Genomic DNA, 18449 nt, shown 5'->3' on the forward strand with positions numbered 1-18449 from the left:
AAGGCTCAAATTACACCCAGCATCACCAGCACGTAGCTGATTGCCGAGAGCGCGACGGCGGTGGAGAAAAACAGATTCATACCGACACTGCGCAGATTAAGCAAGGGAAGGGAATAGCGATAATCCACACGCCGAAGTTCAACCAGAATCAGTAGAGCGAACGAGATCACTGCCAACATCCCAGCGGTCACAAAAAGCACTGGGGAGTCTTTGCTCCAACCGATTTTCACCAATACGGCCGTGTGAAGGAACAACACCAAGATTGTCCTCGACCACGACAAGAACGTACGCTCCGGTTGGAGTCCGATATCACGGTTACGCTCAATCGGTTCTGGCGAGGACGGCTCAAAATGGTGGGCTATCTGTTTTTCAGCCATCAGAACAGCTTCATGATCAAGACGACTATGGTCAGCACCAGCCCCATCATAATGACGCTCATCACCTTGAGGTGCCGGGTATAGGGCAACGGCTTACTGCGGCGCATTGCCATCTCATTACGTCGCCAACGACGATAAGCCAGAATAGAGAGGTACGCCGATACCAAGGCAAAGGATACCGAGAGGAATAACCTGACTTCAGGATTGGCAAATTCCGGAGTGAGCTGGTCTAGGGCAATCGCGGCCGCGAGAAAGGCCAGTGCGGTTCTGATCCAGGCCAGGAACGTCCGCTCATTGGCTAGGGTAAAGCGGTAGTCCGGCTCTTCCCCTTCTTTGCTCCACTTCATCTATCCCCTCCCCTGATGCATTTGCTGCTTGATCTGTTGTGCAGTATTTTTCATAAAATCAGTGGTGTGGGCAAATAGTTTTTTATAAGAAGGGCATAGGTAGTTGTGCCTGTATGCCTCTCCAGCATCGATAATTCTTTGTTTTGGGCAACCGCCATGACACAGGGGTCTGAACTCACAAGACAAGCATGTAGACGGTAAAGTCTCGGATTTTGCCAGACCAAAATCACGTTGCTGGGGTGAGTCCACCATGACGGCAAGTTCCAGCTCATCAAGGTTACCCAACTTGTATTCGGGATAGACAAAGTGATCGCAAGAGTAAATGTCCCCATTCGCTTCGGCGACTAGGGCATTGCCGCAATTTTCGCTGAAAATACACAACCCAGGGGAATAACCGAGCCAAGTTGCCAGGACACTTTCTAGCAATTGGATATGGATCTGCCCAACATCTTGCTTGCGCCATTCATCAAAGACTTCAACCATAAACTGGCCATATCCTTCACGCGGCACAGAAAAAGGCTGGATGGCAGGTGTACCCTGAAGCGAATGTAACTGGCTAGGCTCTGTTTCAGCTTCAACTATCGGGATAAACTGCATATGCTGGGAGCCGAGGGATTTCAGCAACTGGTAGGTCGCCTTGCCATGCTGCCAGTTTTTGTCATTCACCACTGTCATGGTATTGAACTCGACCCGATACTTTTTCAGGAACCCAATCGCTGATTTGACACGCTCGAAAGTGGGTTTGCCATTGACCGAAATTCGATAGGCATCATGCAGTGGCGCATCACCATCGATGGAAATCCCGATCAGAAAACGGTGTTCGGCGAAAAACCTAGCCCATTCATCGTCAATACCAACCCCATTAGTTTGAAAGCTATTAGTGATCGTTTTGCCATTGGCATATTGGCACTGCAGCTCGACCGCACGCCGGAAAAAAGCCAACCCAGCCATCATGGGTTCTCCCCCTTGCCAGGCAAAATGGACAATATCATCGGGCTGAGCGGCAATATAACTGGCAACATATTGCTCCAACGCCTGTTCGTCCATCTTACTCTTGCTATCACCGTAATAGGTTTCTTTCTCGAGGTAGAAGCAGTAATCACATTTGAGGTTGCATTTGTAGCTGGCTGGCTTTGCCATCAAGTGGAAGCGCTGCTGGGCCGGTTTCGTCATAGTCGTTTCCCACAAAATGGAAGCTCCCCCCTGCACTGGCTGGTGGATGCAAGGAGGAACTATATTTCGTTATTCTGCTGTTTCCAGCGATTTTGAATTCAGGTTCTTGGCATTAAATTCAAGCCCGATACCCTCTTGCTTCAACCACTCTTTCATCCGAGTCGAGGCATAATCAGACACCTGCTCGTATCCTGGCTGGTTAAATACGTTCTTGGTCTCGTTAGGGTCCTTTTCAAGATCAATCAGGATTTGGTAATCCTCACCGTAAACATGGCTTTCGACATATTTGTACTGCTTGAAGCGGAACATTCTGGCAAAGTAACTTTCACAGAATGTTTCCTCGTGAGTCATGGCATTGTCTGTCATGCTGTTCTTGAAACTACTGCCATCGATCCCCTCAGGAACATCCAAGCCACACATATCAAGCAGTGTCGGCATGATATCGACAGTGGAAACAATATTGTTGTCGTCGACTTTGCCAGGATTCACCGCTGACGGGTAACGGATGATCATCGGGGTTTTTACTGATTCTTCGTAGAATACCGTCTTGGCGATCAGGCGGTGGCTACCCATCATCTCACCGTGATCGGCGGTAAACAGGACAATAGTGTCCTCTTCAAGTCCCTGTGCTTTGAGGGTTTCAAGCACCAACTCGATAAACCAGTCGGTATTTTCAATCAACAAGCCGTAGGTCGAAATAAACTGCTGCCAGTAGTTTTCATCCAGCTCCTCGAGCTCTTTGTACATGTAATCTTCATGCTTGATCATGCCCGAGATAAACCGGTCGGTGAAATTGTCCGGTAATGGCTTACGATCTTGGCCTCGTAGGTATTTCTCATCGTCGTCGCGGCAGAAGAAAATCGCATCGGAGATATTCTTGCCACCGACCGGACCACCCAACGTTTTACAGATATCGTGAGGGTTGATAAAAGACAACGTCATGTAGAACGGGTTATCACGGTCACGTTTGATAAAGTCCAGTGCATCTTTGGTGAAAATCGGATCAAACACTGAGCCCTCAGCCAGATAGCCGCCTCGGGAGCATGTCATGCTGCCGAAGTCTTCAATCCCTTTCCAACCGTAACCGGCAGCGTGTTCCTTACCAAAAAAGCCTGTGTCATAACCTGCTTTTTCGAACACCTCACCCATGGTTTCTGTTTGGGCCAGGAAATTCTCCGTGGTCGGAAACTCACCGGTAACATGCTCAATGATCTCTTCGTTATCAATCAAGCCATGGTTATGTGGCATCAAACCAGTAAACAAACTTGCCCGAGCCGGGCAGCAAAGAGGGTATGAGCTGTAACTTTGCTCATAACGAATACCTTCTTCGGCCAAACGGTCGATACCAGGGGTATTTAACTTACCCTCATCACCAGAGCCATCCGCCATCTTGGTTGACCACTGATCAGCGATAATCACAATCACATTGGGCTTTTTCTGCAAAGTAGTGCTCATACTATCCATGCCTTATATTGAAATTCACACTTAGACGTTCACGTTGTACTACTATTTATGAGTATTGTATTGAATTCATCACAGATGTCTATCAGCAGCTAGATGACCAGGATCACAAAACACGTAAAATTGTTGCTAGGAAAAATAGCAAGTTTCACTTATAAAAATCATTAGAGGTTGGCACTCTTTTAATTTGAATAAATCAATATTGTGACTAACATGAAAAAAAGAAGAATTAACTAATATATAAGTCACGATTTCAATTTTCATTAAGGGTTAATAACTATAATTAAATTAACCCCCGGTATGATAGAGGATAATATAATGAAAAGATTGTTCACCACATTAAGCATAGTTGTACTATCTGCCTGTTCTTCAACAAAAAAAACCTACTCAAACATTGATAACTGGGATGAACACGGCTACCGAACCGGTTTATCTGGAGAGGTTGTAAAGCAAGAATCAAAATTCTCATATGCAGACAAAGATAATTACAGCGAATATTTAAATGGATATAAAAGGGGTCAACAAGCGTACTGTGAACAGGACGCCTATTTGTTAGGGTTGACGTCCCAGCCATATAAAGGCGTTTGCGATGAAATAGATAACTCTTTTGCTTTCGACTACCAATTAGGATTAAGTCAAATAAGAGATTACGGCTCTAATTTAAGGGATAATATTAACCGCAGTGTTAATTCAACCCGTTAGCCGCATCACACTGAAACCAAACTAGGCAAAGGAGTGACCCCACTCCTTTGCCATTATGATTTTATGCGACTTTTGACGCCGAACGTCGGGCTTCGGTGATCAATTGGGTCAAAGACAGTACGTCTTGGCGTTTCATCATATCTTCGATGCAACAATTTAACTTGCGCCGCCAGTTAGGGTACTCATCGACTGTGCCCGGTATATTGACAGGCAGATCCATCTCAAGCCAATCTTCAAGCTGCAGACTTAGCAGTGACGACGATCCGGCAGCCAAGTGGCATTGCATACTGTGGCTAAGGACGCGATCCATCTCGAGGTAGCGGGCATCACGGCTGAGGCCAGGCGGCAACATACCATGCCCGTCCATGCTGTTGATGATCTGCTGCTTGTCGTGAAGACGGCTGTCATAAAGTGTCTGAAGTTGCGCCTCATCCGGATACAGGCCAAGCTCTTTGCCCATTTTTAAGTCCTCACAATGCCAGAAACCACGTAGGGTTGGCATATCGTGGGTACACAGTGTCGCCATAGACTGGACCGGATAGTGGGCTGGCGAATAGAAACCACCGTCTTCAGCAGCCTCAAAGAAGAATACCTTGTAGGAGTGTACGCCGGCCTCTTGCAGCAAGCCCACAATTTCATCCGGTACCGTACCGAGATCTTCACCGATGACCGCACATTGGTGACGGTGACTCTCAAGCGACAGTAAACCAAGCAGTTGTTCTACCGGATAATTGACGTAAACACCATTGCTTGCCCCTTCACCTTTGGGGATCAACCAAAGCCTCAATAAACCCAGCACATGGTCAATGCGCAAAGCACCGCAGTGACGCATGTTTGCCCTTAGCAGTTCGATAAACGGACGGTAAGCCTGTTGCTTCAGCATCGAAGGGTTCAACGGCAGCAAGCCCCAATTCTGTCCCTGTGGACCCAAGACATCCGGTGGCGCGCCAATGCTGAGATCTAGGGTCAATTCACCCTCGCTGGCCCAAGCATCGACACCACCCTCACTCACGCCGACAGCCAAGTCACGGTAAAGGCCAATCATCATGCCTTTTTCATGCGCCAGTTGCTGTGCCTCCTGGAGTTGGATTTCCGCATTCCATTGCAAATACATGTAGAAGCGAACCAGTTCCTGGTTATCAGCAATAAAGCTCTGTACTGCGCGTTTTGAGAAGTGGCGATATTGTTGCGGGAATACCGGCCATCCCCACACTGCCTCGTCCTCTTTCTTGAGCTCGGCATGGAGCGCATCAAAGGCAGCTTGTTTCAGCAACGAATCGCCCCCCTCCTCGACAAAAGCCTCAAACGCTTTGGCGTAGTCAGTTTGATTCGCTTCATGACGGGTACAAAATTCCTGGTATAACATCGCCAATACTTCAAGCTTGGCTTCCGTCACACCGGAATAATCTATCCACTCGTTATCCCGCATGGCTTTTAGGCGGCTTTGAAAAGCCAGATCACCCACCTTCTCCTGGGCGCCAGCACAGAAAGCAAACTCCGGAATGGAAGGAACATCCAAATATATGATGTTGAGCCAACGACGAGATGACGGGCTATACGGACTTGCTGCATCCGGCTGGGCCGGGTAAAGGGAGTGAATCGGGTTCAAGCCGACAAAGTCGCCCCCCTGCTCGGCGATTTTGGCGATCAGCAATTTCAAATCACCAAAATCACCCACCCCCCAGTTGTGATGAGATTTCAAACAGTACAGCTGGACACTGGTTCCCCAACTCTTGTGCCCTGCCAACATGGCAGGTTGCTTGTAACAAGATTTCGGTGTGACAATCAGATCCGCTTGATAAGGGACTTTCTTGCGTTTGCGATGCAGGAAAAAGCGGTGATATCCCATTTCCATGGTATATGGCAATGAGACAGTCAGAGGTCCGTCTGTATCCCTTTGATCGGAGATAACATGCTGCTTGATCTCACCACGGATAGTCTGGCCTGATTCGCTGATAATCTCCCAGTTGAAATCAGCAGGGCGAATGCTACGTCCAATATAGAGGTCGACATGGATCGGGTGGTTTTCTTTGGCAAAGATCACCGGCTCGATCAACCCCTTGCAACTATGCACCTCTGCTGCCGACGCCTTCAATTCCTCATCGGTCGTGGTTTGATAACCTAATCCCTGCAACACTCGGGTAACGATAGTTTCTTGCGCTTTCTCTTGCTCACCCCAGGCGTTGGTATAGCTATCAGCGATACCGGCTTGAGCAGCAACCTGGTTTAGTACTGTTTTTTCAATCATCACTGGCTCCAATAGCGGCCTCCCGGCCGCTACCTATTTCCTTATTGACGGTGGGCTGGGGTCAGCCCCCAAATGTTATTGGCATAATCACGAATACTGCGATCCGAGCTGAACTTGCTCATTAGTGCGGTATTCAAAATAGCTTTGCGGGCCCAAGTTTTCTGGTCGCGGTATTGGGCATCGATTTTCTCTTGCGTCTTCACGTAATCGGCAAAGTCAGCCAGCACTAGGTATGGGTCGCCCCCTTCTAGCAGGTTGTGGCGAATTGCCGCCAACTGGCCAGGGCTACCTGGTGTGAATTCATCGGTATTCAACAGATCCAACGCTGCACGTAACAGGCTATCAGCATGGTAGTAGCGGTAAGGGTCGTAACCCTCTTGCTTGAGTTTTTGTACTTCATCAACCAATAAGCCGAAGATGAAGATGTTCTCGTCGCCCACTTCTTCGCGCATCTCAACGTTTGCGCCGTCCATCGTACCTATGGTCAATGCACCGTTCATGGCGAACTTCATGTTGCCCGTGCCAGATGCTTCTTTACCGGCCGTCGAGATCTGCTCAGACACATCCGCTGCCGGGAAGAGGATTTCTGCTAAGCTGACACGGTAATCAGGAATGAATACCACTTTCAACTTGCCGCCAAGACGCGGGTCGTTGTTTACTTTCTCTGCCACCTTGTTGATGGCAAAGATAATGTCTTTCGCCAGTGCGTAACCCGGCGCTGCTTTCGCGCCAAAGAAGAATACGCGTGGGTGCATATCAAACGTTGGGTCGTTTAATAGGCGGTGGTATAGCGCCAGGATGTTCAGCAGGTTTAGGTGCTGGCGCTTGTATTCGTGCAGTCGCTTGATTTGGATATCGAAAATAGCATCAGTATCAAGCTCGATACCCATGTTTTCTTCAACCCAATCAGCCAAATGCTGCTTGTTTTCTTTCTTCACTGCCATGTAGCGCTTCTGGAAGGCTGCATCGTCAGCGAACTTCTCTAGGCCAGCAATTTTCTCAAGGTTGGCCGGCCAGTCATCGCCCACTTTTTCGCTAATGAGAGCAGATAGACCAGGATTACAGTATTTGATCCAACGACGTGGAGTGACACCGTTTGTTACGTTGGTCAAGCGGCCAGGGAATAGCTCGTTGAATTCAGGGAATAGATCGCGCTTAACCAGCTCTGAGTGCAGGGCTGCAACACCGTTTACGGCGTATGTGCTGACAACACACAGATTCGCCATGCGAACCATACGCTGTGGACCTTCCTGGATGATAGAAAGCTTGCGCTTCACTTCGTTGTTACCCGGCCAAGTTTGCTCAACCAGCTTCATGAAACGGTGGTTGATTTCGAAGATGATCTCCATGTGACGCGGTAGCATCTGCTGGATCAAAGCTTCGCTCCACGTTTCCAGTGCTTCTGGAAGTAGTGTGTGGTTGGTGTATGCAAAGGTCTTCGAAGAGATTTCCCACGCTTTGTCCCAGCCTAGTTTGTACTCATCTAGAAGGATGCGCATCAGCTCTGGGATAGCAATGGTTGGGTGAGTATCGTTAAGCTGAATGGTCTCAAGCTCAGATAGCGACTCGATTGAGTTCCCTGCAGCTTCGTGGCGGCGTAAGATATCAGCAACCGAACATGCACAGTGGAAGTACTGCTGCATTAGACGTAGAGCTTTACCTTGGTCGTGGTTATCGTTCGGGTAAAGCACCTTGGTCACGTTGCCCGCTTCCAGTGAAGAGTACTGGGCACCAACATAGTCACCGTCGTTAAAGCGCGCTAGGCTAAACGGCGCGTTTGAGCGACATTCCCATAGACGTAGCGGGTAAACACTCTTGTTGTCGTAACCAACGATAGGTAGGTCCCAAGCAACACCTTCAACGGTCATTGCTGGTACCCAGCGGCGGCACTCAACACCATTTTCATCAGTGTAAGCTTCAACATGGCCATACAGGCTAACTTCTTGGTTCAGTTCTGGGCGAAGAACTTCCCATGGGTAACCTTCAAGGCCACGCCATGCATCCGGCGCTTCAACCTGACGGCCATCAACGAAAGACTGACGGAACAGACCGTACTCATAGTGCAGGCCGTAACCCACTGCAGGGTATTCCTGTGCTGCTAGTGAGTCCATGAAACACGCTGCTAGGCGACCTAGACCACCGTTACCCAATGCTGGGTCACGCTCTTCTTCCAGAAGGTCAGTCAGGTTCTGGCCCATTTCTTCCATTGCGTCAGCAACATTTTGGTAAAGGCCCATGCTGATCAGGTTGTTGCCGGTTAGGCGGCCAATCAAAAATTCCAGTGAAAGGTAGTTAACACTGCGGGCTTTCTGCTCGGCAAGATTCTTTTCGGTAGCTAACAAATTACCGGTACTGATCTCGGCTAGCGCTTTGCCCATAGCTAAATACCACTGGCGAGCAGAAGCTGTCTCAGGAGTGGCTGCATAGTGAGATGAAAGAAACATTGCTACACGTTGTTTGAAGGTGTTTTTATCAAACTGTTGTTTTGTCATAGACATAATTAACGCCATAAAAGTAATGAATTGTTGTTCTGCAAAGCTATTGCCTTGAACTTTTGAAGCTGTCATGTAGCAAGAAGATTCAAGCTGGGAATTTGCCCCTTCAGCAAAGTTCCTACCAGTATCAAAGCACTTTCCGTGACCATTAACGCTACCCACAACATCGCCAACCTCATCCTGGTTGGTTTGCCCTCTCGTTCCGCTGCCGACCACCTTGGCTATAGGGATTAAGTGGCAGCAAATGGGCTATGTAGCATGTCTTACTTCGATAAAGCCTTTTCAAACAGATATCTATCCGATAAATACCCACTTAGGCCCAACCGTTAAATTGTAGTCGTACATGACGTACTACCAAGTTAATCAGTTCATACTTTGGACTAAATACCCTCACCGATGAATTGTGATGGAATTCACAATCGGTGGGCGTAGAATTTGAACGAAATCACATTTCGTATAGCTCTAATTCCCAGCAGGAAAGTACTCAGAAATGAAATAAAAAACGGCATATTGCCAAATAGACAATATGCCGTTTCATCCAGAGGCCGATCCGTTCTAAGGACTGATTTTTAGGGTCACTATCTCGAAGGGTGAAAGGGTTATGACTTTATTTTGGGTCGGCGCACTCTGATAAGAAAGCGGCCTCTCCATCAAATCGACTTCCTGCACCCGACTGCCCAAGCGGCTATCCCACCACAAGGATGTCCCTGTTCGGCAGCCAAAGGTTTCAAACAAACGCACGATAATGCCACTGCCGTCTTCTGCCGGTTTTACCGTCTCTACAACGACACCGGGGTCGCTTGAGCTAACCAGAGCCATCGAATCGGGATAGGACATTGCTGCAGACGATTCCTTATCTTGTGCCTTAACCTGAAGCAATGGCTCAAGGGACTTGACCCGCAATGGGTTGTTCAGTGCATAACCTTGCTGGACCACTCCCCCAGACTGGTAGTCACCCTCGTGGGTATAAATGGAGTAGGTAAAGAAATGTTCGCCTATATCCCCAAAGTTATCTGCGGTATACCCTGCCTCTCCCTCATGACCAAACTCCGATCCGGGCTTTTTCTGCGAACGCAGCAACGTCACCTCAAGCGACTGATCTTTAACCCTATAACCGTATTTCGAATCCGACATAATGGCTACGCCACATTCACCATCTGATATATCAACCCATTTATGGGCAGGGATCTCATCTTTCGCTGCGGCATGCGTGTCATCGCTATGGGTCGGGCGGTTGATAACCCCAAACTGGATATTACACTGCGCCTCATGGGCCACCACCGATACAGGGAAACGAGCCTTCAGGGATACATCCTGCTCATGCCAATCAATATAAGTCTGGAAATCAACGCGGTGGCTACCTGCGAGCAGTACAATTTCCTGCACCACAACAGATTGGTTGTAGCGATAGTATTGTTTCACCACCGCTCGCGGCCCATCGACAACAGCCTCGGCACGCTCAAAACACAGCACTGATGATTGTCCCTCTCGGTATCCATCGGCAAAGTCCCACGCCGCATACTGGCTGGCGCGCTCATGGTAAGCCCTCAGTTCATTTCCGATAGTGCCTGTGCTGCTGTCCGGTGCAATAAACTCCTTGGCCAATTGCTTGTCGAACATAGAGCGGATCCCACCATCAGGGGCAAATTCCACCCTCATGCAATCACTTTCCAGATAATACGGCGTGGCCTGCATCAACACTTCAGACTGTTGTTCAACCTGTTCATTCACCGCATAACCCAGCGGGCCAACTGCCACTTCTTGCCATCGCCCATCAATATTGACCCACTCATTGCGAGCGAATGGCGCTGTGTTGTAGGCAATAAATGGCTTGTTGAAGCCACCCAGGCTGAGATTTGTCTCTATCCTTGCTTCTAAAACGGCCAACAGCTCCCTGGCTTGCTCGAGCATACGCCGGTAGTCGCTTTCTGCTTCCCGGTAGACCCTAACAATCGACGAGCCCGGCAGAATATCGTGGAACTGCAAGGTAAGCGTTTCTCGCCACAGTTGGCTGACAGCTTCACGCTCCTCGCGACTACACGGAGTGACAGACATCATCATCTCGAGATCATGGAGGATATGTTCCATGTCACGATTGCCCCGCTTGGTTCGGGACTCGGTAGTAAAACACCCCTGGTGTGCTTCGAAATACAATTCCCCCTTGAGCGAAGGTAACTGCTCCCGCTTACTTTCGGCTCTAGAGAAAAAATCATCTACCCGGCCATTGTGGGCTTTGGGCAAGCCCTCGAGATCCTTAATCCGCTGGAATCGTTCGATATGCTCTTCAGCGGGGCCACCGCCGCCATCACCTACCCCATATACCATCAAGGCTTCATTGAAAATGGCCTTCTCCTTGTAATTAGCCTCCAGCCGCAAAGAGGATGTGGCACGTGCACGGCTATCATAGGTATCTTCGGGGAAGTTGTGCATAATCACCTCCGAGCCATCTAATCCCTGCCAGCGGAACAGGTGGTGCGGGAATGGATTGATTTTGTTCTGTGACAGCTTTTGCGATGCAATGTAGTTGACGCCCGACTTCACCAGTATCTGCGGTAATGCAGCCGTGAAACCAAACACATCCGGCTCCCACAGGTAATTGACCTCCTGACCGAAGTGTTCAAGAGTAAACTGGCGGCCAAACATAATTTGGCGGATCAAAGACTCTCCGCTCACCAGATTAAGATCTGACTCTACCCAGAGGCAGCCTTGCAATTCAAACCGCCCTTCAACGACATGGTGCTTGATACGTTCGAATAATTGCGGGTAGTCATCTTTGATCCAATCAAACAACTGGTACTGGCTCGCCCCAAACAAGTAATCTGGGTACTTATCCAAGTTGGCAACTGCTGTAGTAAATGTCCTCATCGCCTTGCGCTTACCCTCCCGCAGGGGCCACATCCAAGCCAAATCCAAATGGGCATGACCGGTAGCGGTGATATCAACGCTTCCCCCAGTTGATGGCTGGTCGTAAATATCGGCAAGCAACTGCCGGCATAGGGCAATTTCCTGATCAGTAAAGTGCACCAGCGCCTGATCAACGCGATCTAAAACTTGATGAAAGCGAGCAAAGCGGGCCTCGTTAGAAATCAACTCAGGCTTATCTTTGGTCGACACTCCTTTCGGTTGGTGGGAAACTTGCCCGCTATCCCCCTTGAGCCAGTCGACCAGCACCTCAACATCGTAATACAGAGCTTTTAGCTCTGAATGACAAGTACCCAAATGTGCATCAGTGATTACCCCGCCATTTTGGACATAACCAAATAAGTCGTTACACCCGGCATCCACCCAAAACTCGACGGACTCTCCGGGTGCCCCTTCACTCAATTCCACCAGCCACTTGCCTGGTTTATCCGGTGGGATCCCGTAAGAGGACATTTTGTTGGTAATGCCGCGGATAGGGTTGCCTGCTGCATCGTGCACCAAGCCTTCCCCACCAATATCGACCATCAACACCAAATCCAATCCTTCGTCGATAGCAGGTATTTGGCCAGATAATTTCATCCAAGCACAATCAAATAACCCTCCCCACGAATCTCCAATTCTAAGCTGGCAATGCTCTCCCTTTCGCTTATCAGCAAAAGAGAGCGGCTCCTTTGATAACCAGCCTTCTATTTTCATTTCTGACAATGGGATATATACCTTCCTACCAATTCTTTCGAGCAGGTTCGAAGCATTTTCTATTTTGTTTGGGTTCATAAGAAAAGCCTATCAATGAAATTATTTATAGGTGGAGAAAAATATTTTAATCAGCAAGAATCAATATGACTTAAATGATGAATCATTAATAAGTCATAATGGTGATTTTGATATATTAAATTAATGGCCATCGAATAAGACGACCAGTCAATATAGATTTAAATAGCGTTAATTATTTAAAAAATAAATTAAGCATATCAGGAAAGCGCTTGGCCCATGCAGATTCAGTATGCCTTGCACCTTCATCCACCGCATAATGCAATCTGAGGTGAGGTTTGGTTTTCAGCACAGCACTCATAGTATTGGCACCCTCTAAATAAATTTGCTCAAAGTTAACCCCCCGACTGCTGCTCTCTTCGGTTCCTATATCCATATAGACGAGTACATCTTGGTCAAGTTGGCGATGGTTGAGGTAGTTAAGCATTTCAGGTTGGTTAAACCAAAAAGCAGGAGAGAACACGCCGGCTTTGGCAAAAACATCAGGCCGCTCCATCACACCATACAAACTAATGAAGCCACCCATCGAGCTGCCTGCAATCGATGTATCGAGGCGGCCGGGAAGCGTGCGGTAGTGAGTATCAATGTAAGGTTTGAGGGTATCAGCGATAAATGCTATGTAATCACTTCCCTGGCCTCCGCTCTGGTAAACGCTGGTATCCCAGTCTGGAAGATCAAAACTTTGGTCCATCTTCCATGGCGAATATTCATACATGCGACAAAGGCCACCATACTCAGCACCATTATCAATCCCGACCACAATGACGCCTTCTTCACCGGCAAAGAACTGATCGACATTTTGCGGTATTTGCCAGGTCTCACCACCATAGCTAATTGCAGGATCGAAAAGGTTTTGACCGTCATGCATATAAATAACTGGGTAATCACGCCCTGACTGGTGATAATCTTTTGGTAGCAACACCCGGACGGTTCTCTCACGCCCTAATTGAGGCATGGTGAAATTATTTATAATGTGATAACGGTCAGTGCTAAGCATAATTAACCTTAATCCTTAGGTAAATTTAATTGGTCTTGAACCATTTCATTGGTTTGCTCATGAATGGTTCTAATACGAACAGGTTGAATATCCGATGACTTTTCAAATTCAGTCAAATAGATATCATTGTGAAAATGCTCTGCTGTCATTTTCACCATCAAGCGGTTATTGGTATAAAGCCCTTCACTTTCCTCACGGTGAGAAAAAATAAGTGCTTGTGACATATCGACAACCATCATGAAGCGGTGAGATGGATATAAATCTTCGTCTTTGTCAAAGCGGGAATAAAGCTCCACCTTTTCGTGCGGCGTTTCAATGCGGTTAAACGAGAAGCAAATGATCCGAACACCACGCTCGATAGCCTGACAAATTTCATCGCCGAAAATACCCAGCCTGAAATCTGAGTTGAGATAGATCTCCACTTTTGCCTGACTGATCATCTCCCTAGCTCTCTGCACCAGGTTGTCATAGCCCGTCAGGTTGTAGATAAACTCCTTCTCTTCCTGCAGCATCATCTTGGAAAGTTCTTTTTTCAGGATGCTGATATTTTCAACCGTCTTTTTCTCGATTTGGCTGAAGATAAGGTCAGGAGACTTCGCCTCATACTCCTTGGTATCACCTTCCGACATGAAGATGTAACCATTGTTGTAAAGGTTATCGATAGATGAATATACCGATGAACGGGAAAGTGAAATTTCTTTAGCAATTTTATAACCACTTGCCCGGCCATTTTTCAGCAAGTTGATGTACACGAGTGCATCCGTTTTAGTAAACCCGAAGTCCATCAGTTTAGTCACGAGATCTGGCACAATTTGTCCTTTAAAGCTATTCACAATCAGCCCTTTAGAATATCACTAAGTCACAGAGGCGTCCAAGCCGTACCACTAATTGTTCGTGCCCAATCACATTCAGTGATTTAACTCGATAGCAATAGGCACCCAGCGAAAATGCCGATTGATATCAAGTCGGGGGGATAATTCCCCCCAACACGGTTAAAGCCCTAGAATTTGATAGCCGTAAGGTTCAAGTTCTACTTGCTGTAGGCCGATTTGGACTGCCTTTGCGCTGTCTGAGTTATTCAGGACAAACGTCAAACGGCCACGCTGGTATGCAATACACTGCTCATCAGCCGCATCGACCCAAGAAATGGAAGGGTCATTCAATTCAGGATGGCTCAAACGTAACTGGATCATCTGCTGGATAAACTGACGGAACTCCAGATCCTGCTTGTTTTCATCCCAAACCATACAGCGGCGGTTTTTGTCGTAACTCATACCGCGGTCACCGTCCATTCCCACTTCGCCACCGTAGTAGATACAAGGCGATCCGACTTGGGTAAACATGAACAGGTAAGCCAATTTGGCTTTGGCCTTGTCACCGCCGCAAAGGGAAATGATCCGTGAAGTATCATGGCTATCAAGCAGGTTGAACATAGCCTTGTTCACATTGCGCGGGTAAGACATGTAAGAGCGGCTGACATCATTGATAAAGCCTTGCTTGTCCGACAGGTTGTGGGCAAAGAAGTCGGTGATAGCTTGGGTCATCGGGTAATTCATCAATGAATCATATTGTTCACCCCGCAGCCATGCCATGCCTTCATGCCAGATTTCACCCAGGATGTAACAATCAGGCTTGACCCCTTTGACGACCTTGCGGAAGTCACGCCAGAACTCGTGATCCACCTCATTGGCAACATCCAAGCGCCAGCCATCAATATCAAATTCTTCAACCCAGTGGCGGGCAACATCCAACAGGTACGCGCGGCACTCTTCGTTTTCGGTATTTAGCTTTGGCATCTCCAGTACATTGGCAAAGGTTTCATAATTGAAGTTCCAAAAATCCCATTGATCTTTTGGCGTATCTGGATATACCGGGAATTCATTGATCCAGAACCAATCGGCATATTTGGAATCTTGACCTTTTTCTACCACATCCAGCCAAAGTGGTGACTTGTCACCAATATGATTGAAGACCGCATCCAGCATAATTTTCATACCACGGCGGTGGGCTTCCTTCACCAATGCCTTAAACGCTTCATTGCCTCCGAAGTGCGGATCAACGTTGTAGTAATCGACGGTATCGTACTTGTGGTTGCAATTAGCCGTAAAGATTGGGCAGAAATACAAACCATTGACGCCAAGATCCTGCAGGTAATCCAACTTGTCGATAACACCCCATAGATCGCCGCCCATGAAGTTGTGCTCGGTCGGCTCGGTCCCCCACGGTTGGACACCGGCAGGGGAAATCTCAGGGCGACCGTTAGCAAAGCGCTCCGGGAAAATCTGGTACCAGATGGTATTTTCAACCCATTGCGGTGTCTCCAGCACATCACGGGGATTGATATAAGGAAAACAGAAGAAGTTACTGATATTACTCATCTCGACTTCTTCAACCGCCGGATCAGAGATATCGACGATACGCTTTTCACCATATACAAGCTTCTCACCCGTCTTGCCATGCAAAATAAAACCGTAGCGCGAGCGGCGTTTGGGTGGCGTAAACTCAGCAAACCAATGGTCATGGTGCTCTGTCTGCCCTTCCAGCGACATCTTCACTTCATTGCCACCGACCCAGCCATGGGCTTCACTGCCACCGAGGTTACCGCCGTCCAAGCCGCCTTCGGCCCAGTGGTATGGGTCACCGATCCACAGAGTTACTTTTTCGACTTCATTTATTGCCGTGCGCAATCTCAGGTGTAATGTCTCTTTATTAAAGGCGTAAGCATCCGCACTCTTTGGCGTATGCACAATAGAGCTTTTCGTTATCATCATTTTTTCCTAATTTTTTACTGGCATACCTGATTAATTGGTATGCCTTTGAATTATTCTTTTACAGCGCCACTCACAAGGCCTTTGGCAATATGTTTTTGGGTAGCAACAAACAATAGAGTAATAGGGACGGCAACCAATAAGGCACCTGCGGTAAATAAGGTAAAGTTTTCCGCCGTACCCGTTCTTATCCAGCTGAAAATACCAATTGCCAATGTCATTTTTTCTTCGCTACGTAAGATCAATGTCGGCAAAATAAAGTCCATCCAAGGCGCTGTGAACGACATTAATGCGACGAAGACTAAAATAGGTTTGGCCAGCGGTAATATAATCTCGAAAAATATCGTAAAGTGACCGGCACCATCTATTTTTGCCGCTTCGTCTAGCGATGTCGGTATCGCATCGAAATACCCTTTTACCAACCATGACAGGAAAGGTAGGCTCCCCGTTACATAGACCAGCAACAGCCCCCAGTAACTATCAATCAGATTTAGCTTGGATAACAACACATAGATTGCTGTCATCGAAAGGAACGCTGGGAACATCTGCAACACAAGGATGCTTAGCATGACGTTACGCTTGCCCTTGAAACGATAGCGCGAAAACGTAAATGCCGTGATGGTCACCAGTACCAAGCAAATAAGCATATTTGCAATGGCCAACCAGAAGGTATTTTTATACCACTGGATATAAGGCGTATCATTTAGCAGAGTCCGGTAATGTTCCAAAGTAAAATCGAAACCGGAAAAGCTTGTCGAAAATAAATTCGTACCTGGTTTGAATGATGCCATTACGGTCCAGATAACAGGGGCAAGCACTGCCAGGGCATTTAACGTCAAGAATATATAGACAAATACCGTACTTGTTTTTAAGGGTTTATTACTTGCCATAATTACATACCTACATCTTCTTTGAATGATTTCATTCTTCTGAACTGCCAGATAGCTATCGTTGACAAGAAGAGGAAAATCACAATCGAAACGACCGCTGCAATATGATACTGCTGGAAGTCAAGAGTCAGCTTATATATCCAAGTGATCAAGATATCGGTATGACCCGCAAACCTGTAATCTGGATTAATCGGCCCGCCCTCGGTAAGCAGGTAAATAGCACCGAAATTATTAAAGTTATGGGCGAACGTCATTACCAGTGATGGTGCCAATTGGCTTAGAACCATAGGTAAGGTTATTTCCCAGAACTGCTGTAATTTACTGGCACCGTCAACCTCAGCCGCCTCATAAAGATCTGCTGGGATATTGGTCATAGCGCTAGATATCATCAGCATGAAGTAGGGTGCGCTCGCCCAGACACTGACCAAGATTACCGTAATTTTGGCAATAAACGGGTCGGATAGGAAAGCGATAGAATCAAACCCCATGCCGTTAAGCAAGTTGTTGACCGGCCCCACCCCGTTAAGCAATAACCTAAATACCAATAGCGATACGAATGCCGGTATAGCGTAAGGCAAGATAAAAATAAGGCGCCAGGCTTTCTTAAACTTGATGTCCTTGTTTTCAACGGCAAGCGCAAGCAGGAAGCCAAAACCAAACGTCGCCACTGTTGCACATACAGCCCAGGTGACGGTCCATGTTGCCACCCCAAAGAAAGTGCCGGACCAAATATCAAGTTCGAAGAGGGCAACAAAATTCCTGAAGCCAACCCAGTCCACCAGGTTCCGTGGTGGGATATGGTTCGGCGCAGAGTAGTTGGTAAACGCCACCATTACCGTAATGGCAATTGGCAGGATGATGAACAGCAAAGTTGCCGCGGCAGCCGGTGACAGCATCATAAAAGCAAAGTGCTTTTCATAGGCCTTTACCAGTTGCTGCTTGAGGCTCAATGTCTCTGGCACCAAATGGCGAGCATCTTTGACGTTGGCAACGTACACCAAGGCAAACAGCCCAATTAAGAGCAGTGACACAACCCCTTCTACCAACATAAAGATGGAATTGTCACCTTGGATAATATCGAACCCTTTACGCTGCTGGGCCACTTCGCCCAGAGTGATCAGCCCTTTTGCTGCCGCCAATAAATCCACGGCAAAATACAGAAAGGCCAATTGGATAAGCAGGAATGTGAACCCCCGTAAATAGGCACCATTTTTTATTTGGCTCCCCCCCATCACAAGGAGGGAGATAGGCGCATTGAGCGCCTCAACTCTCGCAGTTAATTGCATACCGGCTACCTA

At 47.7% G+C, this 18449-nt stretch carries 13 protein-coding genes; 1 reads left to right on the plus strand and 12 read right to left on the minus strand.

The window, feature by feature from the left end; translation table 11 throughout:
• Positions 1-5 precede the first annotated feature (5 nt).
• From ACXAD4_RS22140 to ACXAD4_RS22155, 4 genes are all read right to left on the minus strand, one after another.
• The gene (locus ACXAD4_RS22140; protein ID WP_187463501.1) at positions 6-377 is read right to left on the minus strand and encodes a DUF202 domain-containing protein; all 372 of its coding nucleotides are present in this window, start codon (positions 375-377) and stop codon (positions 6-8) included.
• Entirely contained in the window at positions 377-724 is a 348-nt protein-coding gene (locus tag ACXAD4_RS22145) for a YidH family protein (protein ID WP_187463502.1), read from the minus strand. The genes ACXAD4_RS22140 and ACXAD4_RS22145 overlap by 1 nt, the downstream gene beginning before the upstream one ends.
• Positions 725-1897, minus strand: a complete 1173-nt coding sequence (locus tag ACXAD4_RS22150) for an anaerobic sulfatase maturase (protein WP_475244147.1) — start codon at positions 1895-1897, stop codon at positions 725-727.
• A gap of 69 nt (positions 1898-1966) precedes the next feature.
• Positions 1967-3352 (minus strand): sulfatase family protein, encoded by a 1386-nt coding sequence (locus ACXAD4_RS22155; RefSeq protein WP_475244149.1) that lies wholly within the window; start codon positions 3350-3352, stop codon positions 1967-1969.
• A 324-nt stretch (positions 3353-3676) separates the two neighbouring features.
• Between ACXAD4_RS22155 and ACXAD4_RS22160 the strand changes: the two genes are divergently transcribed.
• Positions 3677-4060 carry a DUF2799 domain-containing protein gene (locus ACXAD4_RS22160; RefSeq protein WP_475244150.1) on the plus strand — a complete coding sequence of 128 codons (384 nt, stop codon included), beginning with the start codon at positions 3677-3679 and terminating at the stop codon, positions 4058-4060.
• Between the two features lie 61 nt (positions 4061-4121).
• On the opposite strand, the gene malQ is transcribed toward ACXAD4_RS22160, so the two are convergent.
• The 8 genes from malQ to ACXAD4_RS22200 form a co-directional block, all read right to left on the minus strand.
• Complete coding sequence (gene malQ, locus ACXAD4_RS22165) at positions 4122-6308, minus strand: 4-alpha-glucanotransferase (RefSeq protein ID WP_475244152.1); 2187 nt, start codon at positions 6306-6308, stop codon at positions 4122-4124.
• A 41-nt stretch (positions 6309-6349) separates the two neighbouring features.
• Positions 6350-8806: a glycogen/starch/alpha-glucan phosphorylase gene (locus tag ACXAD4_RS22170; protein ID WP_475244154.1), complete on the minus strand. Its 2457-nt coding sequence runs from the start codon at positions 8804-8806 to the stop codon at positions 6350-6352.
• A 552-nt stretch (positions 8807-9358) separates the two neighbouring features.
• The gene (locus ACXAD4_RS22175) at positions 9359-12499 is read right to left on the minus strand and encodes an alpha-mannosidase (RefSeq protein WP_475244155.1); all 3141 of its coding nucleotides are present in this window, start codon (positions 12497-12499) and stop codon (positions 9359-9361) included.
• Between the two features lie 172 nt (positions 12500-12671).
• A complete protein-coding gene (locus tag ACXAD4_RS22180; protein WP_475244157.1) occupies positions 12672-13493 on the minus strand; it encodes an alpha/beta hydrolase in 822 nt (273 codons plus the stop codon).
• A gap of 8 nt (positions 13494-13501) precedes the next feature.
• Complete coding sequence (locus tag ACXAD4_RS22185) at positions 13502-14302, minus strand: TrmB family transcriptional regulator (protein WP_107298755.1); 801 nt, start codon at positions 14300-14302, stop codon at positions 13502-13504.
• 183 nt (positions 14303-14485) lie between these two features.
• Entirely contained in the window at positions 14486-16261 is a 1776-nt protein-coding gene (locus tag ACXAD4_RS22190; RefSeq protein ID WP_475244158.1) for a glycoside hydrolase family 13 protein, read from the minus strand.
• 53 nt (positions 16262-16314) lie between these two features.
• Entirely contained in the window at positions 16315-17151 is an 837-nt protein-coding gene (locus tag ACXAD4_RS22195; RefSeq protein ID WP_107298757.1) for a sugar ABC transporter permease, read from the minus strand.
• Positions 17152-17153: 2 nt separating this feature from the next.
• Positions 17154-18437, minus strand: a complete 1284-nt coding sequence (locus ACXAD4_RS22200) for a carbohydrate ABC transporter permease (protein ID WP_475244160.1) — start codon at positions 18435-18437, stop codon at positions 17154-17156.
• Positions 18438-18449 lie beyond the last annotated feature (12 nt).

The sequence above is a fragment of the Photobacterium sp. AWH4_225 genome (assembly GCF_056158405.1).